20 protein-coding genes and 3 pseudogenes are annotated in these 22,312 nt (G+C 60.0%); 13 read left to right on the top strand and 10 right to left on the bottom strand.

What is annotated here, in order from left to right; genetic code table 11:
* Positions 1 to 90: 90 nt before the first annotated feature.
* On the bottom strand, positions 91 to 519 hold the full coding sequence (locus tag ACEN42_RS21385) for a putative phosphothreonine lyase domain-containg protein (RefSeq protein ID WP_371881361.1): 429 nt from the start codon (positions 517 to 519) through the stop codon (positions 91 to 93).
* Between the two features lie 610 nt (positions 520 to 1,129).
* On the opposite strand from ACEN42_RS21385, the gene ACEN42_RS21380 reads away from it, so the two are divergent.
* From ACEN42_RS21380 to ACEN42_RS21365, 4 genes and pseudogenes are all read left to right on the top strand, one after another.
* Positions 1,130 to 2,212, top strand: a complete 1,083-nt coding sequence (locus ACEN42_RS21380; protein WP_371881360.1) for an IS630 family transposase — start codon at positions 1,130 to 1,132, stop codon at positions 2,210 to 2,212.
* Between the two features lie 71 nt (positions 2,213 to 2,283).
* Positions 2,284 to 4,026, top strand: a complete 1,743-nt coding sequence (locus ACEN42_RS21375; RefSeq protein ID WP_371879634.1) for an IS1634 family transposase — start codon at positions 2,284 to 2,286, stop codon at positions 4,024 to 4,026.
* Between the two features lie 151 nt (positions 4,027 to 4,177).
* A complete protein-coding gene (locus tag ACEN42_RS21370) occupies positions 4,178 to 4,477 on the top strand; it encodes a hypothetical protein (RefSeq protein ID WP_371881359.1) in 300 nt (99 codons plus the stop codon).
* 440 nt (positions 4,478 to 4,917) lie between these two features.
* Positions 4,918 to 5,106, top strand: a pseudogene (locus tag ACEN42_RS21365) (isocitrate lyase); the annotation flags it as partial.
* A 645-nt stretch (positions 5,107 to 5,751) separates the two neighbouring features.
* Here ACEN42_RS21365 and ACEN42_RS21360 read toward each other — a convergent pair.
* From ACEN42_RS21360 to ACEN42_RS21345, 4 genes and pseudogenes are all read right to left on the bottom strand, one after another.
* A pseudogene (locus tag ACEN42_RS21360) lies at positions 5,752 to 6,803 on the bottom strand (alpha/beta fold hydrolase).
* 346 nt (positions 6,804 to 7,149) lie between these two features.
* Positions 7,150 to 7,374 (bottom strand): DUF4148 domain-containing protein, encoded by a 225-nt coding sequence (locus ACEN42_RS21355; RefSeq protein ID WP_371881358.1) that lies wholly within the window; start codon positions 7,372 to 7,374, stop codon positions 7,150 to 7,152.
* A 157-nt stretch (positions 7,375 to 7,531) separates the two neighbouring features.
* A complete protein-coding gene (locus tag ACEN42_RS21350; RefSeq protein ID WP_371881357.1) occupies positions 7,532 to 8,875 on the bottom strand; it encodes an epoxide hydrolase family protein in 1,344 nt (447 codons plus the stop codon).
* Positions 8,876 to 8,922: 47 nt separating this feature from the next.
* Positions 8,923 to 9,189: a hypothetical protein gene (locus tag ACEN42_RS21345; RefSeq protein WP_371881356.1), complete on the bottom strand. Its 267-nt coding sequence runs from the start codon at positions 9,187 to 9,189 to the stop codon at positions 8,923 to 8,925.
* Between the two features lie 264 nt (positions 9,190 to 9,453).
* On the opposite strand from ACEN42_RS21345, the gene ACEN42_RS21340 reads away from it, so the two are divergent.
* From ACEN42_RS21340 to ACEN42_RS21330, 3 genes are read left to right on the top strand one after another with little or no spacing between them, the layout of a single operon-like run.
* Positions 9,454 to 11,046 (top strand): ATP-binding protein, encoded by a 1,593-nt coding sequence (locus tag ACEN42_RS21340; protein ID WP_371881355.1) that lies wholly within the window; start codon positions 9,454 to 9,456, stop codon positions 11,044 to 11,046.
* Positions 11,046 to 11,417, top strand: coding sequence for a response regulator transcription factor (locus ACEN42_RS21335; RefSeq protein ID WP_374191200.1), 372 nt, complete (start codon positions 11,046 to 11,048; stop codon positions 11,415 to 11,417). The genes ACEN42_RS21340 and ACEN42_RS21335 overlap by 1 nt, the downstream gene beginning before the upstream one ends.
* A gap of 33 nt (positions 11,418 to 11,450) precedes the next feature.
* A complete protein-coding gene (locus tag ACEN42_RS21330; RefSeq protein ID WP_371881353.1) occupies positions 11,451 to 12,134 on the top strand; it encodes a response regulator transcription factor in 684 nt (227 codons plus the stop codon).
* Between the two features lie 340 nt (positions 12,135 to 12,474).
* On the opposite strand, the gene ACEN42_RS21325 is transcribed toward ACEN42_RS21330, so the two are convergent.
* The 3 genes from ACEN42_RS21325 to ACEN42_RS21315 all read right to left on the bottom strand — a co-directional run bounded on the left by ACEN42_RS21325 (position 12,475) and on the right by ACEN42_RS21315 (position 14,139).
* Positions 12,475 to 12,801, bottom strand: coding sequence for a hypothetical protein (locus ACEN42_RS21325; RefSeq protein ID WP_371881352.1), 327 nt, complete (start codon positions 12,799 to 12,801; stop codon positions 12,475 to 12,477).
* The gene (locus ACEN42_RS21320) at positions 12,785 to 13,087 is read right to left on the bottom strand and encodes a hypothetical protein (protein WP_371881351.1); all 303 of its coding nucleotides are present in this window, start codon (positions 13,085 to 13,087) and stop codon (positions 12,785 to 12,787) included. The genes ACEN42_RS21325 and ACEN42_RS21320 overlap by 17 nt, the downstream gene beginning before the upstream one ends.
* Before the next feature lie 83 nt (positions 13,088 to 13,170).
* Positions 13,171 to 14,139 carry a GlxA family transcriptional regulator gene (locus tag ACEN42_RS21315; RefSeq protein WP_371881350.1) on the bottom strand — a complete coding sequence of 323 codons (969 nt, stop codon included), beginning with the start codon at positions 14,137 to 14,139 and terminating at the stop codon, positions 13,171 to 13,173.
* 113 nt (positions 14,140 to 14,252) lie between these two features.
* Here ACEN42_RS21315 and ACEN42_RS21310 point away from each other — a divergent pair, with 113 nt between their 5' ends.
* The 3 genes from ACEN42_RS21310 (at position 14,253) to ACEN42_RS21300 (ending at position 15,613) form a co-directional block, all read left to right on the top strand.
* The gene (locus ACEN42_RS21310; protein ID WP_371881349.1) at positions 14,253 to 14,555 is read left to right on the top strand and encodes a putative quinol monooxygenase; all 303 of its coding nucleotides are present in this window, start codon (positions 14,253 to 14,255) and stop codon (positions 14,553 to 14,555) included.
* A gap of 118 nt (positions 14,556 to 14,673) precedes the next feature.
* The gene (locus tag ACEN42_RS21305; protein ID WP_371881348.1) at positions 14,674 to 14,829 is read left to right on the top strand and encodes a hypothetical protein; all 156 of its coding nucleotides are present in this window, start codon (positions 14,674 to 14,676) and stop codon (positions 14,827 to 14,829) included.
* On the top strand, positions 14,819 to 15,613 hold the full coding sequence (locus ACEN42_RS21300; protein ID WP_371881347.1) for an alpha/beta fold hydrolase: 795 nt from the start codon (positions 14,819 to 14,821) through the stop codon (positions 15,611 to 15,613). Before ACEN42_RS21305 ends, ACEN42_RS21300 begins: the two co-directional genes overlap by 11 nt.
* A 382-nt stretch (positions 15,614 to 15,995) precedes the next feature.
* Here the strand turns inward: ACEN42_RS21300 and ACEN42_RS21295 are convergent, their stop codons facing one another.
* Positions 15,996 to 17,903 carry an ATP-binding protein gene (locus ACEN42_RS21295; protein WP_371881346.1) on the bottom strand — a complete coding sequence of 636 codons (1,908 nt, stop codon included), beginning with the start codon at positions 17,901 to 17,903 and terminating at the stop codon, positions 15,996 to 15,998.
* Between the two features lie 122 nt (positions 17,904 to 18,025).
* Entirely contained in the window at positions 18,026 to 18,676 is a 651-nt protein-coding gene (locus tag ACEN42_RS21290; RefSeq protein WP_371881345.1) for a response regulator transcription factor, read from the bottom strand.
* 350 nt (positions 18,677 to 19,026) lie between these two features.
* On the opposite strand from ACEN42_RS21290, the gene ACEN42_RS21285 reads away from it, so the two are divergent.
* The 3 genes and pseudogenes from ACEN42_RS21285 (at position 19,027) to ACEN42_RS21275 (ending at position 22,293) form a co-directional block, all read left to right on the top strand.
* Positions 19,027 to 19,398, top strand: coding sequence for a response regulator (locus tag ACEN42_RS21285; RefSeq protein WP_371881344.1), 372 nt, complete (start codon positions 19,027 to 19,029; stop codon positions 19,396 to 19,398).
* A 44-nt stretch (positions 19,399 to 19,442) separates the two neighbouring features.
* The gene (locus ACEN42_RS21280; protein WP_374191188.1) at positions 19,443 to 21,128 is read left to right on the top strand and encodes an arylsulfatase; all 1,686 of its coding nucleotides are present in this window, start codon (positions 19,443 to 19,445) and stop codon (positions 21,126 to 21,128) included.
* A gap of 88 nt (positions 21,129 to 21,216) precedes the next feature.
* Positions 21,217 to 22,293: pseudogene (locus ACEN42_RS21275) on the top strand (HAD family hydrolase).
* Positions 22,294 to 22,312 lie beyond the last annotated feature (19 nt).

Here is a 22,312-nt window from a genome sequence, read left to right as displayed (position 1 = left end):
TACGCTCGATCGTCCAGGGTTCCCTCCGCGGGTGAAAAGTCCCATATTCCACTGTGGACCTTTGAGCAACCCTGCCTCGAAGCGTGTGGGCTAGACGCGCAAATACCACTCATCGAAACCAGTACGGCAGTTCCGAGTGTCAACGTCGCGTTTGTAGCCAAGTTCCTCTGTGAAGCCCAACGTTCGCAAGACATCGCGCGTGTGCATAAGATCTTGCACGTTGGACCAATTATCGGTGTACACGCAGATGACGTGAACGCTCCCGTGCGCCATGCTGTGTAGGGTGGTGGAAACCTTGGCACACAGCAGTTGATTGTGCTCGAGGGCGTCTTTGATTTTGTCCCACGCCGCATCGATGTCCGCTCGGGGCACGAAGATGCACCATTTGCCCGTCATGTCGCCAGAGACGAAGTCCTTGCAGTGCGGCGACATTTTGAGATGCCAATTGCGACTGAGGTCTTCTGAAGGCTTGTCCGACTTCCGGAGCAGGCGCTCTGACAGTGGTAATTGCTCGCTCATTTGAACCCACTTTCACGTGCTCGGGCCGCGGCAGCATCCGTCAGAATCTGACGCGTACGCTCCATCGTCCAGGCTACCTCCGCAGTCGAGAAGTCCCATATTCCACTGTCAACCTTTTTGAGCACTCCTGCCTCGACCTTAGACAGCGCTGTCTGCAGAGACCAAGCGTTCGCCGTCATCTTCCGGTAAGCATACGCTGCAAGTTGCTCTGCGAGGTCATCGCATGCGATGTATCTCTCATACACCTCATCATCGGTCGGTCCCGCATGGTACGTGTCACCCACCTTTCGCAGCAGAAGTTTGGGCTGCGCCCCGGAAATCGCGCCCTGTGAGGGGCTCCTTGGGAAGTCGACGGGAAGATGCTTTTGGCTCATGGGGACACCTAGGCGCAAATGAAGCATTCACGGTATCAAGGCCGATCGATCCGCGCAAGAGAAACGACGCTGGCGCTTCAACGGAGCAGTGAGCCTACTGCGGGCTGGAGTCCGCTTTCGTTATGGGGCAGCTTCGGTCTGCATCAATATGAGCTGGGCGCGGGCTGCTTCAGCGAAACTAGTACAACATCCCCTAAATAGCTTGATTAAATAATTGTCTTGGCTATCATTTCGGGATGAGCCAAGGCCGTCATGGAACGCCAGTGAAGTTGGCGAAGAAAGAACGAGAAGAACTCCTGTCGCTGATCGAGCGGAAGACCGCGACTCAGCGAGATGTGATGCGGGCACGCATCGCGCTGTGGGCGCACGAGGGACATCCGAATACGGTGATTGCTCGAGAACTGCGCGTATCGGTGCAGACGGTCTGCGCGTGGCGCAAGCGCATCGCACAGCACGGTGCGCAGGGCCTGCGCGAGGGTGAGCGTAGCGGCCGTCCGCCACGCATCACACAAGAAACGCGACTGCAGTTGATTGCGTTGGCATGTGAAGCACACGAACCCAAGGGACGGGTTACGCCGACATTGGACGAGATAGTGGCGCGCGCGATCGAGCGTGGCATTGTCGAACAGATCAGCCGCAGCCATGTGCAGCGCATTCTGCAGGCTGGCGACGTTCGACCGCACCGGGTCCAGCAATGGCTACACAGTCCCGACCCGGCCTTTCGCGAGAAGGTCAATGTGATTTGCAAGCTGTACCGCAAGGCGCCCAAAAACGCGGTGGTGCTCAGCATCGACGAGAAGACGGGCATTCAAGCCATAGAGCGCAAGCACCCGGGACGCGCGCCGGCAGCGGGACGGCTGCGTCGTCAGGAGTTTGAATATATCCGGCACGGCACTCAGGCGCTGATTGCCGCGCTTGATGTGCATTCCGGTCAGGTGCTGGCCGACTGCCGCGAGCGGCGCACCCAGGACGACCTGGTCGCCTTCATGGAGCACGTAGCGGCTGCGCACCCGGGCAAACAGGTGCACGTGATTTGGGACAATCTCAATACGCATCGCGCTCAGGCCGTCTGGCAGGCGTTCAACGAGCGGCATGATCAGCGGTTTCACTTCCACTTCACCCCGCTGCACGCGAGTTGGGTCAACCAGATCGAACTGTGGTTTGCCCGCTATACGCGTCGGGTGCTACGCCATGCCAGTCATACCAGCACCGCGCACCTGCGCGAGCGCACCGCGCAGTTTACGCACGAGCATAATCCGAGCTTTGGCTTCTCAAGTAGCCGAGATCCGCGTCAGCGCTGGGTTTCGGCTATTTTTTAAGCTATCATGTACCCATGTAAATGAGTATTTTTGTATTGCTTTTCTGTGCATATATGCTTGAATGAGTGTTCATGTATATCGAACACGTCCCCAACCGTAACTCCCCTCCGGCCGTGCTATTGCGCGAGTCTTATCGCGAAGGCAACACGGTTAAGAAGCGCACCCTCGCCAACATCTCAGCGCTGCCCGCCGAAGTTATCGAAGGCTTGAAGGTTCTGTTACGCGGCGGCGTCGCGGTGGCCTCCGCCGAGGAGGCTTTCGTGATCGAGCGCAGCCTGCCACACGGACACGTGGCCGCCGTGCTCGGCGCGGCGCGCGCCTGCGGCGCCGAGCAGTGGTTTGCGGCCGCGCCTGCTGCGCTACGCTCGGTGGTGATGGCACTTCTGGTGGCGCGGGTGGTTTCGCCTGCCTCCAAGCTCGCCACCCATCGCATGTTGTGCGAACAGACCGCGACTCACTCGCTGTCGCGACTGCTGAAGTTGGACGATATCGAACTCGAGCAGCTTTATGCCGCGCTCGATTGGCTCGGCGAAGCGCAGGAAGGCATCGAGAAGCGACTTGCGCAGCGCCATCTGAGCGGCAGCATGCTGGTGCTCTATGACCTCACCTCCACGTGGCTGACCGGGCGCTGCTGCGAGCTCGCCGCCCACGGTTATAGCCGCGATGGCAAGCGCGACGATCCGCAAATCGTGTTCGGCTTGATCTGCACGAGCGACGGTTGTCCGGTGGCCGTCGAAGTCTTCGCGGGCAATACTGCTGATCCCGCTACCGTGGCCTCGCAGGTGGACAAGCTCAAGCACCGCTATGGCATCGAGAAGCTCGCCTGGGTGGGCGATCGGGGCATGCTCACGCAGGCGCGCATCGACACGGTCTTGCGCCCGGCGGGCCTTGACTGGGTGAGCAGCCTGCGCGCCCCGCAAATGGCCGCACTCGCTCAGGACAAGGGACCCTTCCAGCCCTCGCTATTCGATGAGCGCAATCTGCTGGAGGTGACCAGTGAGGCGTTTCCCGGTGAGCGACTCATCGTATGCCGCAATCCGCTATTAGCCGAGGAGCGTAGTCGCAAACGCGAGGCGCTGCTGCAGGCCACTGAAGCCGAATTGATGAAGATCGCCGAGGCGACCCAGCGCATGCGTAATCGACTCAAGGGCATCGAAGCGATTGCTTTGCGCGTGGGCCGCATCATCGATCATTTCAAGATGGCCAAGCATTTCGAGTTGAACATCACCGACTCGAGCTTTACGTGGCTGCGTAAGTCCGAACAGATCCAGCAAGAGGCCGCGCTTGATGGCCTGTATGTGGTGCGCACGAGTCTATCGGCAACGGAACTGCCCGCCGAGGCGGCCGTGACGGCCTACAAAGGACTCGCGGTCGTGGAGCGCGCTTTCCGTTCGCTTAAGACGGTCGATTTGCAGGTGCGCCCAGTATTCCACTGGAACGCCCAACGAGTGCGCGCGCACGTCTTTCTATGCATGCTTGCCTATTACGTCGAGTGGCACATGCGCGAGACCTTAAAGCCGATGCTGTTCGATGACGAATATATCGAATTCGCGCGTGCAACGCGGGTCTCACCAGTGGCTAAAGCACGGCGCTCGGATCACGCGAAAGCCAAGGATGCCACCCGGCTTAGCGAGGACGGCTTGCCGCTCCATAGCTTTCGCACGTTGCTCGATGATCTGGCTACGCTTGCCTACAACGTCTGTCACACCCCTCTCAATCCGCAAGCGAAGATCGTCATGATCACACGGCCGACGCCGGTACAAACAAAGGCCTTCCGCCTGCTCAACGTCAGCCCCGCAATCTGTACCCAGTAATCGTCTCGTTCACGCACGCATAACCGTGAGAAATCAATGGTCTATGCGCGGCGCACACTCAAAGTTCGGCATAATCAGGCAGCACGCCCCTTCAAATGGACTTTCCGGGGCTATCCGTTGCAAACGGGCACATCGTAATCGAGAGACAGACATGCCAGCCATACCCCCCAAACATTCCGCGACTGAACTTCAGCGTAAACTGCGCGGCTTGCTCGGCCATGAGCAGATCGTCACACAAGCCTACGGGCGGCACCTGCTGATCAAACGCCTCGATGATGAGGAACCGACCGTCGTAGCGCGCCTTACCGAACTCGCCCGTAATCGTTATAGTGCCGCCTTTCGCAGCCACACCGGACGATGGGAGCCGCTGCCGGGCACAGGTTCGCTCGACGAGATGGCCGACGTCGTCGTCACGCTTCTGCAGCCTTACTTGCTGCCTGATAATTATTAAAGCGATTTGAGGGATGTTGTACTAGCCGCGGAAGGTGGTATCCGAACGTTCTTGGAACGAAAGCGACCCTCGGCCTCGCGAGGATCGAAGGCACTCGGCATTGATTCGGGCCTGCAGGATTTGCTGATACGTGCAGCAATCGCCCAGTGCTGTTCCCATACCTCGAGTGCCATGCCGGCAATTTGCACGCTCCGACTCTTTCCTGGCAGCCCTTATGCAACTTCCTTGAGAGGGCTGTAGCGCTTGCCGTTGACGTGAATAGATTCGGCGTTGTCGGTGATGAATCTTGCAACTGCCGTTCTCGGGAAGGGCCGGTGTCCGCGAGGGACTTGGAATCGTCACTGGAGTTGCGCAGGGCTTCGGCGTCGTCTGTCATGTCGCCCAGTAGTTCTTCGGCTTGACCCGCCGTGCCCGTGCGTTGGATGCGCCCTCCGTCGTTGTTCTTCGGCTTTCAGGGAATGCTGGGTTGTGTGGCTGGCGTGCAGCGCAAGGAAATCCGTCAAGGCATCGCGTGCGCCAAGCACCGGAACATGTCCGGCTCGGACATGGGCGAGGACCACGAGGAGAATTTCAGCGGCGAAGCGGCCTTGAAGGCGGCGGGCAAAGACAGCACCATGAACCAGTTCTAATACCGGCGCTGCCCCTAGCAAAACGCCAATCTTCGGTTGGCGTTTTGCTAGTGTTCGACGGCAACGCCGCCTCATTCATCGAGGCCCCGTCGTTTGATGGAAGGGTTTCGCGGAACGCGGAGGAGCAGATCATGTCCGAACGTTGGCGAGGGCAGGCAAAGGCCGTGTCGCCGCGTTCGGCCACTTTCAGCCGTTCGCCCGCCGCACAGGCCGGCCACTGGAGCGGCTGATCCGCATCCAAAGCCGCCGTATGTTGGCATCGGCGTCTAGGCCATCGCCACTGTCAAGGGCACGGCGCGGCTCAGTCGGCAATGTGACCGCTTGCCGCGCCGCGGTTTTATGCAACAGGAGCTCCAGTTCCGGCTAGCTAGCACGCGTAGTCAATAAACACATCCTCCCAATTCAACTTCGTTGAGTCGTGACCCGGGCGCTTGAGGTACTGCTCAGGGACGCGGACCCGCGACGTCGCTGTCTTCTAGGATGCAACACCTCCAGTAATACGTCCGTTGGCCACGATCACGGCCTCGGAGAATCGACAACTACTGTGAGGCGAGGCATTGAAGCCAGGAGGGATAACTCGCGTTGAAACGGGTTTCGAAGGGAGGCGCGACGCCGCGGCCGACAACCAAGACGAGGCACCTTCAGTTAATAGCTGGCAACTTCGATCACCGCGTCCGCGAACGCTTTGGGAGCTTCCTGCGGCAGGTTATGACCGATTCCACCAGCGACTGTGCGGTGTGCGTACTTGCCGACAAACTTCTTCGCATACGACCCAGGCGTTGGATGCGACGCCCGTTCGCGTCGCCTTCCAGAGTGATCGTCGGAACCGTTATAACCGGCGCTGCGGCAAGGCGCGTCTCCACCTCATCGTACTGCGGCTCCCCGGGTGTGAGACCCAATCGCCAGCGGTAGTTGTCGATCGCGATCTCAACGTGATCCGGGTTCAGGAAAGCACGTGCGGATCGCTCGAAAGTCGCATCGTCGAAGCTCCATTTCGGCGAGGCAAGTTGCCAAATCAGTTTGGCGAAGTCGTGGCGGTTGGTTTCATACCCTCGCTTGCCGCGTTCCGTCGCGAAGTAGAACTGATACCACCACGCGAATTCCGCCTTCGGCGGCAACGGTTCTATGTTGGCTGCCTGGCTGCCGATCAGATAGCCGCTCACCGAGACCAGTGCTTTGCAGCGCTCGGGCCATAGTGCCGCGACCACATTGGCCGAGCGCGCGCCCCAGTCAAAACCGCCGATGATTGCCTTGTCGATCTTCAATGCATCCATTAGGGCAATGACGTCGACGGCAAGCACCGACTGTTGCGCATTGCGGGCCGTGTCGCTCGAAATAAACCGCGTCGTCCCATAGCCACGCAGGTAGGGAACGATTACCCGATAGCCCGCTGACACCAGTCGGGGCGCGACCTCGACAAAGCTGTGGATGTCATAAGGCCACCCATGCAGCAAGATCACGACAGGGTTGTTGGCTTGGCCAACGTCCGCATATCCGACGTTTAGAACGCCGGCATCGACCTGCCGGATCTGAAAGAACGATGCACTCGAAGGTAACACGTTCATGCCTCCAGCAGGCGCGCTCGACTTCGGGGCTTGGGCGTTCACTAGCCCGCTCAGGACGGAATCCATCGCCCCAACGCTGACAATTGCCGTACTCAGAAAGCGTCGCCGGCGGGTGTTGGTCTGATTCGACATCTTGATCTCGTCTCTGCAGGTTGATTCATTTCTCTGTGAACGCACGGCGCGATTGGACGCTTCGCTCCTTGCGTCGAACAGGTATGCCAGGGCCGCCTCTCATTCTCATGAGCAAAGGAGCACGGCGGCCCACTCGGCAAGCGTACGTTCAAAAGGGCTTTGATCGCCGGAGCCGGAGTGGAGCTCGACGTACACGGCCAGGCACTAGCCCACCGAAGTCGCCAGCGATGCGACAAGTTCGCTGGCATAGGCAGGGCCCGTGACAACGGGACTCGCTGCAATTGGAAGTGCAGCGATGACATGTTTACTCATCCGAATCCTTTGGTAAGTGTTAAAGCGGGCAGCTTCAGCTTCCGCGATAGAGTCTGCCCAGACTGGCAAGCTGACCGTCCTTCTGCGCCTGCTCCAATTCGTGACGTACGTCGGCTCGCGTTTTCGACGATGCGCCGATGTGGCTCGTATCGGATTGCTCCGTTTGCGTTGCAGTGGTGGCCGTGTCGGTGTCGGTGGCCCGAGCAATGCCCGAAGCGGTGATTGCGGCAAAAGCCAATGCGATGATTGAAGTCTTCATGCTGTTCTCCTTGGAACGATGATGGTGGTAGATGCCCGAAATGCATCGGCGTGGTGGCAGCTCGTCGCAATACTGGACGCGGTTGTCGAAACTAATTAAATCGGGATTCCTTACTGCTGCAATGGAACGTATTGCTGCGACTGCGGCTAGCGGAACCCTATTGTTGTTGTCGCAGTGGCCTGAATGCCGCGCGGAGCTCCTCGGCGAAGAGTTGCGGCTGTTCCCACGCTGCAAAGTGACCGCCCTTGTTCACCTCATGGAAATAGGCGAGCTTGGGATAACTGCGCTCGGTCCAACTCCGCGGAGCCCGATAGATCTCGCCAGGAAAGACCGTCACGGCAACCGGGACCGAAATCTCGGCGGTCCTCTGCTCCACAGCGTTGAAGTTGTTGTTGTTGTTTTCCCAGTACAGCCGCGCTGACGAGGTCGAGGTGTTCGTGACCCAGTACAGGGTGATGTCGTCGAGCATCTGATCCTTAGTGAGTGAGCGCTCGGCGTCGCCGCCACTATAGGTCCAGGCGGCGAACTTGTCGTACATCCAGGCAGCCTGACCCGCGGGCGAATCAGCCAGCCCATAACCCTCGGTTTGCGGACGAGTGACCATCATGGCGGCATAGCCGCCGCCCTTCTTGTAGAGGTTGGCTAAGGAGTCGTAGGCTGCCTTCTCCGCGTTGGACAGTCCGGCCGGCGGCGGTTCGCCAGCGTTCAGCGCCTTCGCGATCTCCGGTGGCACTGTCGCAGGCATATTGACGTGAATGCCCAGCAGCCCGGCGGGAGCCTGGCGTCCCATCGCGTCCGCCACCACTGAACCCCAATCGCCGCCCTGTGATACATAGTGCGTATAACCGAGACGCTTCATCAGCACGTCCCACGCTCGCGCGATGTGATCCGGGTCCCAGCCGGTGCCGGTTGGCTTGCCGGAGAATCCATAGCCGGGCATTGCGGGAATGACGACATCGAAGGCGTCCTCCGCGCGGCCGCCGTAAGCCGTAGGATCGGTGAGCGGACCGATGGCCTTCTCGATCTCCAAGGGCGAGCCCGGCCAGCCGTGAGTGACGACCAAAGGCAGCGCGTTCGGCTGTCGCGATTTGACTTGGATGAACTGGATATCGACGCCGTCGATCGTGGTCACATACATCGGCAGTGCGTTCAACCTTGCCTCGGCCGTGCGCCAGTCGTAGTCAGTGCCCCAGTAGCTGACGAGGGCTTGAATCTTGGCCTGCTGCACGCCCTGGCTCTGATCGGCGACGGTCTCCTTGTCGGGCCACCGCGTCGACACAATGCGGCGGCGGAGGTCGACAAGTGTTGCGTCCGGAACATGCACTTGGAATGGGCGGATAGTTTCGTCTTCAGCCACAACGCCTGTGCTAGTGGAAGGCTGATCGGGGACCGAAGCGGCATGGACGGAAGTGAAGGCGGCCGCCAGAGAAAGGCCGAGTGCACTTGCGAGCGAATAGGCAATCAAACTGCGTCGGGTATGTGCGGTTCCAATTATAGACATGGTGATGCTCCTATAAGTCTGCTGCGTGATGCGAGATGGCGGTTTATTCAGTGGTGCGCGAAAAGGTAGCGTTGCGTCGTCAGTGACTCACGGCTGCCCGATTGCGAGTGTCCGGCGGGCACAGCGCCGTACGCCGCCTGCGGTGCTTTGATGGCTTCGGTCCGCTCGGCAGCGATGGTTTCCGCGCTTTGCCCGCGCTGGGATGCGGGTGCGCCGACCAACGGACGAAAGAAAGGTGCGGGGCCGTAGCCACTGGCGAACGCCGGACTGGCGGCAGCGAGAGCAGCGATGAAGAGCGATTTGACCAATTTCATTGGTAGTTATCCTACATTGTTTCTTGCGGGTTGATATCACTTCGCACACGACCTGTGGACTCTTGCGTTCCATGAAGCAAAGTTACACGGAAGGCGGTACGCGCACTATTGGACGATGGTATTGGCGACACCTTAGTATCGGTGGCGAAATGGGGCCGATGCGCCGGTCGGGGCTCCGCCGTTCCGCCCTATCGGACGTCTATTGACTATCCGTCCGCAAGCGGCCATTGTTGTGTCTTGGGGCGTAAGCAGGAAAGGATCGCGATGCAAAATGAAGGCGTTTGCGAGCCGCGGCTTGATCCGGCACTGGCAAGAAGCGAGGAAGGCTTCCGCGTGATGGTGGAGACGACGCCGGAATGTGTGAAGGTCGTTGCGCACGACGGTACGCTGCTGCGTGTGAATTCGGCGGGAACCGACATGGCGGGGGCGCCGAGCGTAGAGGCGCTCCTCGGAGAATGCTTCTATGATTTCGTCGCTCCCGAGCATCGAAAAGCGTACGTGGCATTTAACGAGAAGATTTGCTCCGGCGAAAAGGGCTCCCTGGAGTTCGACCTCATCAACCTCAACGGCGAGCGCCGGCATGTGGAATCCCATTCCGCGCCGTTGCACGACAGCGACGGAACGGTCGTCCAGTTGGCCGTGACGCGCGACATTACGGCGCGCAAGAGGGCGGAGGAGCAGCTTCGCAAAAGCCTGGCGCTGATGGCCAAGGTGGAGCAGCTCAGTTCGAGCGGAAGCTTTTGCTGGCATCCGGCGAGCGGTGAGATCACGTTTTCGGAACAGGCTTATCGCATCTTCGGGATCGAGCCCGGGGTGCCGATGACACTCGACATCGCTACGGCGCGGGTCCATCCCGGCGACCTTCATCTAATACGGGAGACGTTGGACGGCGTGAAAGACGGCAAGGACCTGGTGTCCGAACACCGCCTGCTGCTGCTCGACGGCTCCGTCAAATATGTGGTCATGCAGGCTCACGCCACGCGTGGCGCGCAGGATCAACTGGAGTATGTCGGCGCCGTGCAGGATGTAACTGAGCGCCGGCAGTCCGAGGAAGCGCTCGGTATGCTGCGCGCTGAGTTGGTCCATGTGAGCCGCGTGAACAGCCTGGGTGCGCTGACGGCCTCGATCGCGCACGAGATCAATCAGCCGCTGGCGGGCATCGTGACCAACGCCAGCACCGGCCTGCGCATGCTGAGTGGGGAGCCGCCGAATGTCGACGGCGCGCTGGCGACCGTGCGGCGCACGATCCGCGACGCAAAGCGGGTTTCTGAGGTAATGACCCGTCTGCGCGCGCTGTTTAGCAAGAAGGTCGTCGCGACCGAGGTGGTGGACCTGCGTGAAGCTGCCCGTGAGGTGATCGAACTGCTGCGCAATGAAATCCGCGCAAAGCGGATCGTGCTGCGACTTCAAACGGTCGACGACTTTCCGCTGGTCACAGGCGACAGGGTGCAGCTCCAACAAGTAGTGCTCAACCTGCTTCTAAACGCCGTCGAAGCGATGCAGAGCGTCGACGATCGCCCGCGGCAGATGTTGATCACGATCGCACGCGACGATGGCGACCGTGTCCGACTCGCAGTAACCGATACCGGGGTTGGCTTCGAACCGCAGCGCGCGGAAAAGTTGTTCGATGCGTTCTACACGACCAAGGGCGAAGGGATGGGCATCGGCCTGTCGGTAAGTCGCTCCATCATCGAGTGTCATGGTGGCCGCCTGTGGGCCACCTCTAACGAGCACCATGGCGCGACGTTTTCATTCTCGATCCCGTGCCACGCGGACCACATGCCGGCCGCCGACCGATCCGGTGTTGGTGGCCAAATTGCGCGCCTGAACCCGGGGCACCCCGTGAGGAACGTATGATGGGCCACCGCTCGCTTATCGCGGTCGTCGACGACGATGAGTCGGTGCGCGAATCGCTGCCTGATCTGTTGCATGAGTTCGGCTTCGTGTCCCAGGCATTCGCGTCGGCGGAGGACTTCCTGGCCTCCGGCTGCGTAGCGCAGGCCGACTGCCTAATCCTCGACGTCACCATGCCAGGCATGTCCGGCGGCGACCTGCAATGCGAGCTATTGCAGCGCCGGCAAACCGTTCCCATCGTCTTCATCACCGCGTATTGGGATGATGCCGTCCGCCCGCGCATGCTGAAACGGGGTGCCGTCGAATGTCTGTGCAAGCCGTTCAGCGATACCGCTTTGCTCGGGGCGATCCAGGCGGCCCTCGCGGTCGACTGAGTTCGCCAACGGTGCCTAAGACCGGAGTAGCCGATGAGATTAGCCAAATCAATTGAAGGTAGATCCGAGTCGTCATCGGACAACATCGCACCGGTCGTGTTCGTCGTTGACGACGACGTTTCGGTGCGTGAGTCGCTGGAATCGATGATCCGTTTCGCCGGTTTAAGGACAGAGACGTTCGCCTCCGCGCATGATTTCCTCAGGCATCCGCGCGCTATGGTCCCGAACTGCCTCGTGCTGGACGTTAGTCTTCCGGATCTCAGCGGTCTTGATCTGCAGAACCTCATCGCGTCCGAGCGGACCGACATGCCCATTATCTTCCTCACCGGCTACGGCGATGTGCCGATGACGGTGCGCGCCATGAAGGCGGGAGCGGTTGAGTTCTTCACCAAGCCTTTCGACGACGAAGTTCTGCTCGGAGCCATCCGACTCGCCCTAGAGCGCAGCCGGGTGGCATTGAGCGAGCATGCCGAAACGAAGGAGATCGAGGATCGCTACGCGTCGCTCAGTACGCGCGAGTGTCAGGTCATGGGGTTGGTGGTGTCCGGCCTTCTGAACAAACAGGTAGGCGGCGAGCTTGGCATAAGCGAGATCACGGTCAAGGCACACCGCGGGCGGGTCATGCGAAAAATGAACGCCCGGTCGCTCGCCGACCTGGTAACCATGGCCGCAAGACTTCGTCTTGCCTGCGCAGAAATGGCTACGTCGCGGCAGTAAAGGCCAGCGAACGCGACGCTGCAGGTGATCGGCGTGGTTCGAACGTCCGGTGACCAGCGCTGTCTGGGCGTGTGAAGGGTCCGCGCGAGCACGCCGGCGACGGCGGACGTCGGCCGGCGCGAACTACGCCGCATGCCTTGCCGCCCGTTGCAAGGAGCGTCGACAGCGTAAGGCAGGACGCGGCCAGTTGCAGTCCCTGGTCCGTCCCGCAAAGCTGCCATTTAAACGGCTGGTTCGCATCCCAAACTTGCCAATCGCCTACGTGCGGATCATGGAACCAGGTGCCTACCGAGATCGCCGCGGTTCATGACAATTGCCAGCGCCTCCTGCAGGAGGCGTATCACGTCAGCATGCGCCGCGCCGGCAGCGCGTACTGCTCAAGCCCGGACAGTTGCCACATGCATTGCGTACCCTGCGTCTCGAAGAGGCCCGTGAAGCGATGTCGCTGCGACGCGATCAGGTCCCCAAGCATCGCTTCGCCGTACTGCTCGCTCGTCGTCGAGTCGATGATGAGGCGCAGGTCGTCGCGCAGCTCCTTCAGGATCGGCAGGAATCGCTGGGCAGGATTGCCTGCGGCGTCCGCTCGAGGCCTTTCACGGTTTTGATCAGCGTCAACTTGCCAGAACCCGGCGGGCCGCATACGACGACCACTATTTATTCCCTGCACGAGACGATTTCGACCGCAACGCCGAAGTTTCAAATTCTCCCGCAAGCATCGCAATGGTAACCATCTCGAATTTTTTCGGCAGGACAGCCTCGGCTTCGAGAAGTGTCGCCGCAAGACGGGCATTCACAGCTTGTTCGACGAGACATTCCGAATGATCCTCGGAAACAAGACGCGAGAAAAGCGAAGGCTCGCGGACCGTGCAGTAGACATCCAGTAGCGCGATGTTTTTGAGGGGTTCGGCCAGCCCGCCGCCACTTTCCGGATGGCACTCTGAACGCGCATCCACCTGCCATCAGGCGGAGAGGGCAAGATCACCTTGAAGTATGTGTTGAGGTCGCAGGCGTGGCTCTGACTCCAGGCCTTTCCAGCCTAGCCTCTCGCTCTTAGTTCCCGCACGCCGCGACCCAGCTTGCGCCTCAGCAGCGCGCGCAGCGTCACCGCATTGGCATAACCCACCTCGGCCGCAATGACCTCGACGTCGACGCGGCTGGTGCGCAGCAGGTGCACGGCGCGCTCGACGCGAAGATCCTGAACATAGCCGAGCGGCGACCTGCCCAGCACGGCCTCGATCCGGCGCTGCAGCGTGCGCGGGCTGGTGGCTAGCGCCGACGCAGCGACGTCCAGCGAGAAGCCTTCGGCCAGACGTTGGCGCGCCCAGAGTTCAAAACGCGCGACCAACGGGTCGCTGTGCGCCAGGTGGTCGGGGATGACATACGGCGCCTGTGAGGGCCGCGTATCGACGACGAGGTAGCGTGCCGTGACGGCTGCGAGTTCCGGACTGACCTGACGCACCAGCCACAGCGCCAGGTCCAGGTGGGCGATGGCCGCGCCAGTCGTGACGAAGGCGCCCGAGGCCACCAGCATGCGCGACTCGTCCAGCCTCACCTTGGGATAGCGCTCGCGGAACAGTGGCCCGAGCCACCACGACACCGTGGCGTCATGGCCATCGAGCAGGCCGGACTCGGCCAACACGAACCCGCCGATGCAGGGCGCTGCAATGTGCGTACCGGCCGCGTGGCGCTCGCGCAGGTGCGCTGCGGCTTCTCGCACCTCGCGCGTCGCGAGCGCGTCAATCAGACCCGGCGGCATCTTGGCTCCAATGGCAGGCAGCACCAGCCAATCGGCTACTGCGCCGTTGGCCACCTCGGCCGGTTGCACGGGCACCTGCAGACCCAACGCCGTCCGTACACGGCGGCGCAGGCCGACGACGCGCACGTCGAAAGGCTGCGTCCTCCAGCCCTGCGCAGCGGCCAGCTCATTGGCAGTGGCCAGCGTGTCCAGCACGGTCGCGAGACCGGTGTCGAAAACACCACTCAGGGCCAGGACGTCGAGTTTCATGGTTGGCGGGAATGATATTAAAGTTGTCGTCCCCGACAATATCATTCGCGGCCGGATGTGCCTAGAGTACGCAGAGTTGAACCCACAACACACTTCACCTGGAGCCCAATATCATGATCACCCTCGCCTTGTTCGCCCGTCTTGAAGCCATACCGGGAAAGGCCGCCGAGGCGGAAGCCTTTCTGCATGCTGCGCTTGCGATGGCCAATGACGAGCCGACCACGCCGATCTGGTTCGCCCTGAAGCTGTCGCCGACGACGTTTGGCGTCTTCGACGCCTTTCACGACGAGGCCGGCCGCCAACGCCACCTCAGCGGCCCGATCGCCAAGGCGCTGATGGCCAAAGGGCCGGAACTGTTCGTTGGCCAGCTCAACATCGAGTCCATCGAAGTGCTGGGCCTGAAGAACGAGGACTGAGGGCCCCAGGAGGAATGGACGTGCGAGAGTCCGCCCTAGTTGACTTCAACACAATCTAACCTGTGATGGACAGGGCCGCACAGACATTACTCAAGCCGAGATGACAGGAGCATGCAAGATGGATTGGAACAATCGTGCCTATCGTATCGCCCCCTTCAAAGAGGGGTCGCACCTGTCTGGGCTGGAGTTCATGCGCAAGGTCTCGGCTTCAACCCACAATCAGGCCAACATTACTTTAACCCCGTCTGCACAGGATTACTTCCATGCTTCTTGAGCCATTCTTCCGCGAAACGGGTGCCGGCCCTGGCGTCGTGTGTGTTCATTCGAACGCTAGCAGTTCGAGTCAATGGCGAATCCTCATGGAGCGCTTGGCGGCAACGTATCATGTGCTAGCCGCCGACTCCTTCGGTTCAGGCAAGAGTCCCGCTTGGTCGGGCAAGCGGCCATTGCACCTCGAAGACGAGGTTGAACTTCTCGAACCGGTATTCGCCCGGGCGGGGGCACATTTCTCGCTTGTGGGGCACTCCTACGGCGCAGCGGTGGCACTCAAGGCGGCGGCAACGTTTCCTCATCGCGTCCGTGCTTTGGCGCTGTATGAACCCACGCTATTTGCTTTGCTGGACGCCTACTCCCCCCCGCCGAACGAGGCTGAAGGAGTTCGGAATACGGTCGCTGCCGCCATAGCGGCGCTTGACAATGGCGACTCCTCAACAGCGGCAAAGTGCTTCGTCGATTTTTGGGGAGGCGAAGGTGCGTGGGATCGAACACCCGAGCAACGCAAGAAACCAATCCTTGAATCCATAGTAATGGTTCCCGGCTGGGCAAACGCGTTGTTCAACGAGCCGACCTCGCTGCAGGAGTTTTCCAGACTGAACATCCCGGTGCTCTACATGATCGGCAAGGACTCTCCCGCTTCTTCGCGAGGTGTGGCTAGACTTCTAACACAGGTCTTGCCACGGGTAGAGGTCATCGAATTCGAAGGCCTCGGCCATATGGGCCCGGTTACGCACCCGGAAGCCGTCAATGAAGCTGTCTGCCACTTCCTCGAACGAGGCTAACCCTTCCTATATGGACTCCCCCTCAACAGCAAGGGACTGACCGATTGGAGACCTTGGGGTAAAGCTCGTGCATCAGTCGCCGTCGATCGCAAACGTTCCAGCTCAATGACTGTTGAGCATTGGAAACAGCCCTTGAACTGGAGGCGGGCCGAACGGCTCTTGCGGGTCGGGTGCAGCAGTTCGGGCAGCGGTGACCGCGGATGCACGCGGCTCGAATTGCGATCTTCGGCAGCCGGCCATTTGCTGTCATTCGTCAGCGGTCTACGTAAGCGTTTGAAGGTCCGTTTCCGCTCAACTGTGAGACGTCCATGAAGACTCCCGTTATCGCGCTCTGAGCGATACTGATCGAGAAAACCGCTAGGAGGCAATGAGCAACGCAAACTCAGGACTTCGCTGCTCGGCCAGTTGAATTAACCGTGCGATCCATGGCAGTACGTGAGCCGCCTTCAATACCGGCCTCGCGGAGTCCGTTCCAAAGCGGAAGCGTCAGCGAAATCACTGTGCCTCCTCCATTGCGTTCGGCGGCGTTGACTCTTCCGTGATGCGCTTCCGCGATGGCGCGTACGATTGACAAACCGAGACCCATACCGTGGGCCTTGGTCGTGAAGAACGGTTCGAATAGCCGCGTGGCCGCGCCCGCAGGTAGGCCATGGCCGCGGTCTGCTACAACAAGCTCAATACCGCTGTCCAATAAGCGCGTTGAGATAGACAAAACGCGTTCGTCGGGCGCTGTGTGCTGCATTGCATCCATTGAATTGAGCGCGAGGTTCAGCAGGATCTGCTGGATCTGTACACGGTCACCAAATATTTTTACGTTGCCGGCGTTCAACAGCATTTTCACCGTGATGCATCGACGCCTCGCTTCGGGTTCGATCAAAGGCAACGATTGCGTGAGCGTCTCGTCCAGATTCATGGCACTGAACGAGACGCTCTGCTTCGCGAGCAAGGCGCGCAGACGAACGACGACTTCATTCGCTCGCAAAGCGTCGCGCCTGACGTCGGCGAGAATCTCATGAACCTCCTCAGCATTGGCCGGTGAAGACGTCAGGAGCAGATCGGCCGCGTCGGCGTTGCTCAGAATTGCGCCGAGCGGCTGACCCACCTCGTGCGCAATCGATGCGCTCAGTTCCCCGACTGTCGCGAGCCGGGCCGCGCGCGCAAGGTCGTTTCGACGCTCGCCAGCTTCGGCTTCGGCGCGCCTTCGCTGGCGACGCTGCGTGAGCAGCGCGGCAATCGTGACAGACTGCGCAAGCAAGACGCCGAGCAGCGTCACAACCGTACCGCGATACTCGCGAAACACCGACGGCGGTGGATTGACGAGACGGCAGGCGCTCGGCAGACGAGACACTGAAAGACCCAGCCGGTCGAACTCGCTGAGGTTCGCCACGCATCGTTCAGGCAGAGCGGGCAGCGCGGACACTTCGACGTGTCCGCCACGCAGGACTGACGACGCGACTTCGCCTGTCTTGCGCCCGTTCTCTTCCATGTCGTAGACAGCGCCGGCAGTCAGGCCATACTTGAGATACACCGAATACCAGCCGTAGATCGGCACATGAGACGCCTCCACCATCGGAGCTACAGCCTGGTATGGGAAATAGCGGCGACCGTCTCGATCGCGATACATTGTCGTGTAGACCACGGCCCAGTTGCGATCGAGCAATGCCAGCCGCCGCTGCAACTCGTTCAATGGAAGGCCTGTCCACTCTTCGATGACCGACCATTGCGCCTTGTTCTTTTCGGCAGCCTCGACGACTCGCTTAACGAAACGGAGATCGACATCGGCATTTCCGCCCACCACCACCAGGCGGTGCGCCTCGGGCTGCAACGCCTGGGCGATCGAAAGCGTTTTGGCTACATCGATGCGATACGGCACGGTTGAAAATCCGTCCGGTAGCGACCGCTGACTCAACCAGTCTTCTGGCACACTAGACAGGAGCACGGGTGCTCCTGGCCAAACCTCGGCGTGATTCTTGATCGAAAAGTCCGCAGCGTAGTTGCCGAGTCCGATCACCAGGTCGACGTGCTGGTGCGCGTACTTTTTCTTCATCAGCGCGAGGAACTCGGGCGTGAGATTCTCGCTACCGAAGCGAAAACCATCTAGCGTTTCGAGGAACACTTCCGCGCCTTGGAGCGGGGATGCATCGAGTTGCTTGCGAATCGCCTCTAGCTGAACGAGGGCGGCGGGCTGAATCGGATCAGCACCGGTGAATAGCACTACTTTCGGTGACTCCGCTGCAAAGGAACGGCATGCAAGCACCAACCAGGCGAGAACGACTACGCCTCTGAACATAGAGCACGCCTTAAAAATGTCTGCGCCCGACATCAGGCCACATGATTTTCGCGCGAACTCTCGCACAAGAAAGCAATTCGTTCTTCTCGCTGCCACACGGAAAAATTCTGCTTGGGAACATTTCAAGGCCGGAGCCCCAGAGCGCTCTGTGCACCGTTCCCGGTGTGCACCGTTTCGTTTGTTTGGCTCATGGGCGCGCGAACACACACGTCCGCTCGCTGCAACAAGTCGGCCAACGAAGTCGCGCCGAATTTGCGCATTATCTCGGCGCGACAACTCTTGATGGTTCTCTCCGATAAACCCAGTTCGGCAGCAATCTCCTTGTTGCGCTTTCCTGAGACGATGCCGCGCAGCACGGTACATTCACGCTCGGTAAGATCGGCACCGTTGGATGGGGAAGGTACCGACGGCTTAGACGACGGCGTATCAAGGGCGGCTTGCAGTGCGCCCAACAGCGTGTGCCGATCAAACGGCTTCGTCAGAAAATCGACCGCGCCTGCCTTCATGGCTTTGACAGTGCGCGGTACGTCGCCGTAGGCGCTCATAAATACGATGGGGAGCGCCCGAGCGTCGCGCATAATCGCCTGCTGCAGTTCAAGCCCATTCGGACCACCGAGTTCGACGTCCAGCAGAATGCAGCCAGGACGCGGATCCAATTCGCTAACAAGAAACTCGCCGGCGGATCCGTAGGTCCTGACCGCGTAGCCCACGCAGCCGAGCAGCCGCGTCAACGCGGTACGCAGGGAAGGATCGTCATCGACGACGTGAATCACGGGCGTTTCCGACTCGCTCACGGCGTTCTCCCGTTACGGTACCGCTGCCAGAATACGGTGCAGCCTCCTGGATTAATACAACAAATTGCTCAATCGTGCGCAAAAGTGGGCTGTTAGTTAGGTTTTCGCCTTTAAGCGACTGCCGCACTGCAGCAAGCGTGCGCGCTTGCCCCTCATCATGATATGGCTTCCGATCCTTCGGATGTTCGAGGGCGCGTCGATACAGGGTTTCGTATGCTGTCCGCTTCTCGCCTGCCGATTGCCCCAAAGGGCAATTTCGTTGCCCCGAATCCCTATGGCGACGCGCTTGCTCATGTACCAGAATCCATGCGATGGCGAACAGTCAACGCATGGACGAGATATTCCCCGTGATTGTGATCCTTGAGGACGACGCGGGCCTGCGGCGCGCGATTGAGCGCTTGTTGAAGCTATCGGGATTCAGCGCTCGAGCCTTCGGAAGCGCGGAGGAGCCGGATCTTCTAGCATGCGCGACGCTGGCGGCTTGCTTGGTCCTCGATGTTCAGTTACCGGGAAATTCGGGGCCGGCCTTCTACTTAAGCGTGCCACCACCTCGCCCGCCAGTGGTGTTCATTACTGCGTTCGACGGTCCTGCAACACGGAACAGGCTTGCCAGCGTCGGTCCACATGTGTTGATCAACAAGCCGTTTCTGGGCAAGGACTTACTCGCCGCAGTCAATGCGGCTCTGCGTCGGCAGCCTTGAGGTCGCCGCATGTTCGATCTGTGCAACGATATTTGGGGACCAGAATGCAACTTGGAACACGATTGTCGGATCTCGTCAAGCCTGCTGTACGTGCGCCGTTTGTTCTTGCGGCTGTTGGCCTCTTAAGTGTCGCGATCAGCGGACAGGCACAGACCTCCTCAGGGCAGACGACGAAGCCCAACATCGTCTTGATCGTCGGCGACGACGTAGGCTGGGGCGACCTCGGCGCCTATGGCGGCGGCGAGGGGCGCGGAATTCCGACACCGAATCTCGATCGGATGGCCGACGAAGGCATGACCTTTTTCGATTTTTACGGTCAGCCGAGCTGCACTCCGGGTCGGGCTGCCCTTCAGACCGGCCGTAACCCCAATCGCAGCGGCATGACAACCGTCGCATTCCAAGGACAGGGCGGCGGCCTGCCGAAAGCCGAATGGACGTTGGCGTCGGTTCTAAAGATCGCACATTACAACACTTACTTCACCGGTAAATGGCACCTCGGCGAAGCGGACTATGCGCTGCCCAATGCGCAGGGCTACGACGACATGAAGTATGTCGGTCTGTATCACCTGAATGCCTACACGTACTCCGATCCAAAGTGGTTCCCCGACATGGATCAGCAGACGCGAGATATGTTCGTCAAAGTCACCACAGGGATGCTGTCAGGAAAGTCGGGCGAGAAAGCGCACGAAGACTTCAAGTTGAACGGTCAATACCAGAACGAACCGGACAAGCGCATCGTCGGCATTCCGTTTGTCGATCGATACATTGAAAAGGCTGCGCTGGACGATATTGATGAAGCCGCGCAGAAGGGGCAACCCTTTTTCATCAATGTGAACTTTATGAAGGTTCACCAGCCGAACATGCCGGATCCAGATTACATCGGAAAATCTTTATCGAAGTCTAAGTACGCGGACTCGCTCGTCGAACTTGATGCTCGCGTCGGTCATATTATGGATAAGCTACGCGAGAAGGGGCTCGACAAGAACACACTCGTCTTTTTTACGACCGACAACGGCGCATGGCAGGACGTCTATCCGGACGCGGGCTATACGCCGTTCCGAGGTACGAAGGGAACTGACCGCGAAGGCGGTGCGCGTGTACCGGCTATTGCGTGGTGGCCGGGCAAGATCAAGCCGCATTCGAGAAACTTCGACATCCTCGGCGGCCTGGATTGCATGGCGACATTCGCATCAATAGCGGGCGTCGACCTGCCCAAGAACGACCGCGAAGGTAAGCCGATCATTTTCGACAGCTATGACATGTCGCCCGTCTTGTTTGGCACTGGAAAGAGCAAGCGCAACTCGTGGTTCTATTTCACCGAGAATGAACTGACGCCGGGCGCCGTGCGAGTCGGCCAGTTCAAGGCCGTGTTCAATTTGCGCGGCGATGCGGGCGTGAAGACCGGGGGCCTTGCAGTTGACTCGAATCTTGGCTGGAAAGGGCCCGAAAGCTATGTGGCGACGGTTCCGCAGGTCTTCGATCTCTATCAGGATCCGCAGGAGCGCTACGACATCTTCATGAACAACTATACGGAACATACGTGGACCCTCCCGACGTTCAACATCGCGGTGACGGAATTGATGAAGACCTACGTTAAATATCCGCCGCGTAAGCTGCAGAGCGAAGGGTATGCGGGTCCGATCACGCTCACCCAGTATGAACGGTTCAAGAATATTCGTGACGAACTGGAGAAGAATGGCTTCAGTATTCCCATGGCGACCGGAAACTGACGAGGGCGTGTCGCGGGGCGATCGCTGTACCCGGTGGCCCCGAGGTGCAGCGCGCTTGGTGCACGCACTACGACGTGAGAGGATAAGGATGCGCTTGTTCGAACCTCGAGTGCCATCATTCAGCGCGCTGCGCCGTCTCGCGTTGAGTTTCACGCTTGCATGCATCGCGCTGACTGGCTGCGCGAGCTATGAGGCGCAGCCATCCGCCACCAAGGCGCAACAGACGACCGCAGAGGAAGCCGCTGCGGCCGCGTTGCCTTCGTGGCGCGAAGGTGCGGCACGCTCCGCGATTCTCAAATTCATTGCCGAGGCGACACGCGAAGGGAGCCCTACGTACGTGCCTCCCAAAGCACGAATCGCCGTCTTCGACAACGATGGCACGCTCTGGAGCGAACAGCCGATGCCGTTCCAACTGTCCTTCATGATCGAGCAAGTGAAGGCGGCGGCGCCTCGACATCCCGACTGGCAACGAAATCCCGCCTTCAAGGCCCTCCTTGTGCATGACACGGCCGCGCTTGCGCGGAACGAAAAGGCACTGCTCCAACTGCTGGCGGTGGCAAACAGCGGAGTGACCACGGACGAGTATGATCAATCGATCCGCGCGTGGCTTTCGAGCGCCAAGCATCCCACGTTGCAGCGGCGCTATACGGAGCTCGTTTATCAACCGCAACTCGAATTGTTGACCCTGCTCCGTCAAAACGGCTTCAAGGTTTGGATTGTCTCGGGCGGTACCGCGGAATTCATGCGCGTCTGGGTCCATGAAGCCTATGGCATTCCGCCCGAGCAAGTTGTAGGAACGGAGGAAAAGCTCAAATATGAGGTTCGCGACGGCAAACCCGTGCTGATGCGCGAGCCCGGTTTCGATTTCAACAATGACGGACCTGCAAAGCCTGTCGGTATCTTTCGCGCAATTGGGTAGCGTCCGGTCCTCGCGTTCGGCAATTCAGACGGGGACAGGGAGATGCTCGAATACACAGCTGGTGGTCCAGGACAAACTCTGGCGCTCCTGGTGCACCACGACGACGCTGAGCGCGAGTTCGCCTATGACCGGCAGTCGGCGCTCGCACGGCTGGACAAGGCATGGGACGAAGCCGTGGCCCGTGGCTGGGTTGTAGTCAGCATGAAGCAGGACTGGAAGACGGTATATGCCGTGCCCAAGCCCTAGGAACTGGACCATCGTTTGG

Source organism: Caballeronia sp. S22 (assembly GCF_964261745.1).
GTDB lineage: Bacteria > Pseudomonadota > Gammaproteobacteria > Burkholderiales > Burkholderiaceae > Caballeronia > Caballeronia jiangsuensis.
The sequence above is the reverse complement of the archived record's forward strand: the minus strand, read 5'-3'. Positions and strand labels throughout refer to the sequence as shown.

Excerpts from the sequence above, each read along its gene's own strand:
- ACEN42_RS21385 (WP_371881361.1), bottom strand. The coding sequence starts at position 519 with ATGAGCGAGCAATTACCACTGTCAGAGCGCCTGCTCCGGAAGTCGGAC.
- ACEN42_RS21380 (WP_371881360.1), top strand. The coding sequence starts at position 1,130 with ATGAGCCAAGGCCGTCATGGAACGCCAGTGAAGTTGGCGAAGAAAGAA.
- ACEN42_RS21375 (WP_371879634.1), top strand. The coding sequence starts at position 2,284 with ATGTATATCGAACACGTCCCCAACCGTAACTCCCCTCCGGCCGTGCTA.
- ACEN42_RS21370 (WP_371881359.1), top strand. The coding sequence starts at position 4,178 with ATGCCAGCCATACCCCCCAAACATTCCGCGACTGAACTTCAGCGTAAA.
- ACEN42_RS21355 (WP_371881358.1), bottom strand. The coding sequence starts at position 7,374 with ATGAAGACTTCAATCATCGCATTGGCTTTTGCCGCAATCACCGCTTCG.
- ACEN42_RS21350 (WP_371881357.1), bottom strand. The coding sequence starts at position 8,875 with ATGTCTATAATTGGAACCGCACATACCCGACGCAGTTTGATTGCCTAT.
- ACEN42_RS21345 (WP_371881356.1), bottom strand. The coding sequence starts at position 9,189 with ATGAAATTGGTCAAATCGCTCTTCATCGCTGCTCTCGCTGCCGCCAGT.
- ACEN42_RS21340 (WP_371881355.1), top strand. The coding sequence starts at position 9,454 with ATGCAAAATGAAGGCGTTTGCGAGCCGCGGCTTGATCCGGCACTGGCA.
- ACEN42_RS21335 (WP_374191200.1), top strand. The coding sequence starts at position 11,046 with ATGGGCCACCGCTCGCTTATCGCGGTCGTCGACGACGATGAGTCGGTG.
- ACEN42_RS21330 (WP_371881353.1), top strand. The coding sequence starts at position 11,451 with ATGAGATTAGCCAAATCAATTGAAGGTAGATCCGAGTCGTCATCGGAC.
- ACEN42_RS21315 (WP_371881350.1), bottom strand. The coding sequence starts at position 14,139 with ATGAAACTCGACGTCCTGGCCCTGAGTGGTGTTTTCGACACCGGTCTC.
- ACEN42_RS21310 (WP_371881349.1), top strand. The coding sequence starts at position 14,253 with ATGATCACCCTCGCCTTGTTCGCCCGTCTTGAAGCCATACCGGGAAAG.
- ACEN42_RS21305 (WP_371881348.1), top strand. The coding sequence starts at position 14,674 with ATGGATTGGAACAATCGTGCCTATCGTATCGCCCCCTTCAAAGAGGGG.
- ACEN42_RS21300 (WP_371881347.1), top strand. The coding sequence starts at position 14,819 with ATGCTTCTTGAGCCATTCTTCCGCGAAACGGGTGCCGGCCCTGGCGTC.
- ACEN42_RS21295 (WP_371881346.1), bottom strand. The coding sequence starts at position 17,903 with ATGTTCAGAGGCGTAGTCGTTCTCGCCTGGTTGGTGCTTGCATGCCGT.
- ACEN42_RS21285 (WP_371881344.1), top strand. The coding sequence starts at position 19,027 with ATGGACGAGATATTCCCCGTGATTGTGATCCTTGAGGACGACGCGGGC.
- ACEN42_RS21280 (WP_374191188.1), top strand. The coding sequence starts at position 19,443 with ATGCAACTTGGAACACGATTGTCGGATCTCGTCAAGCCTGCTGTACGT.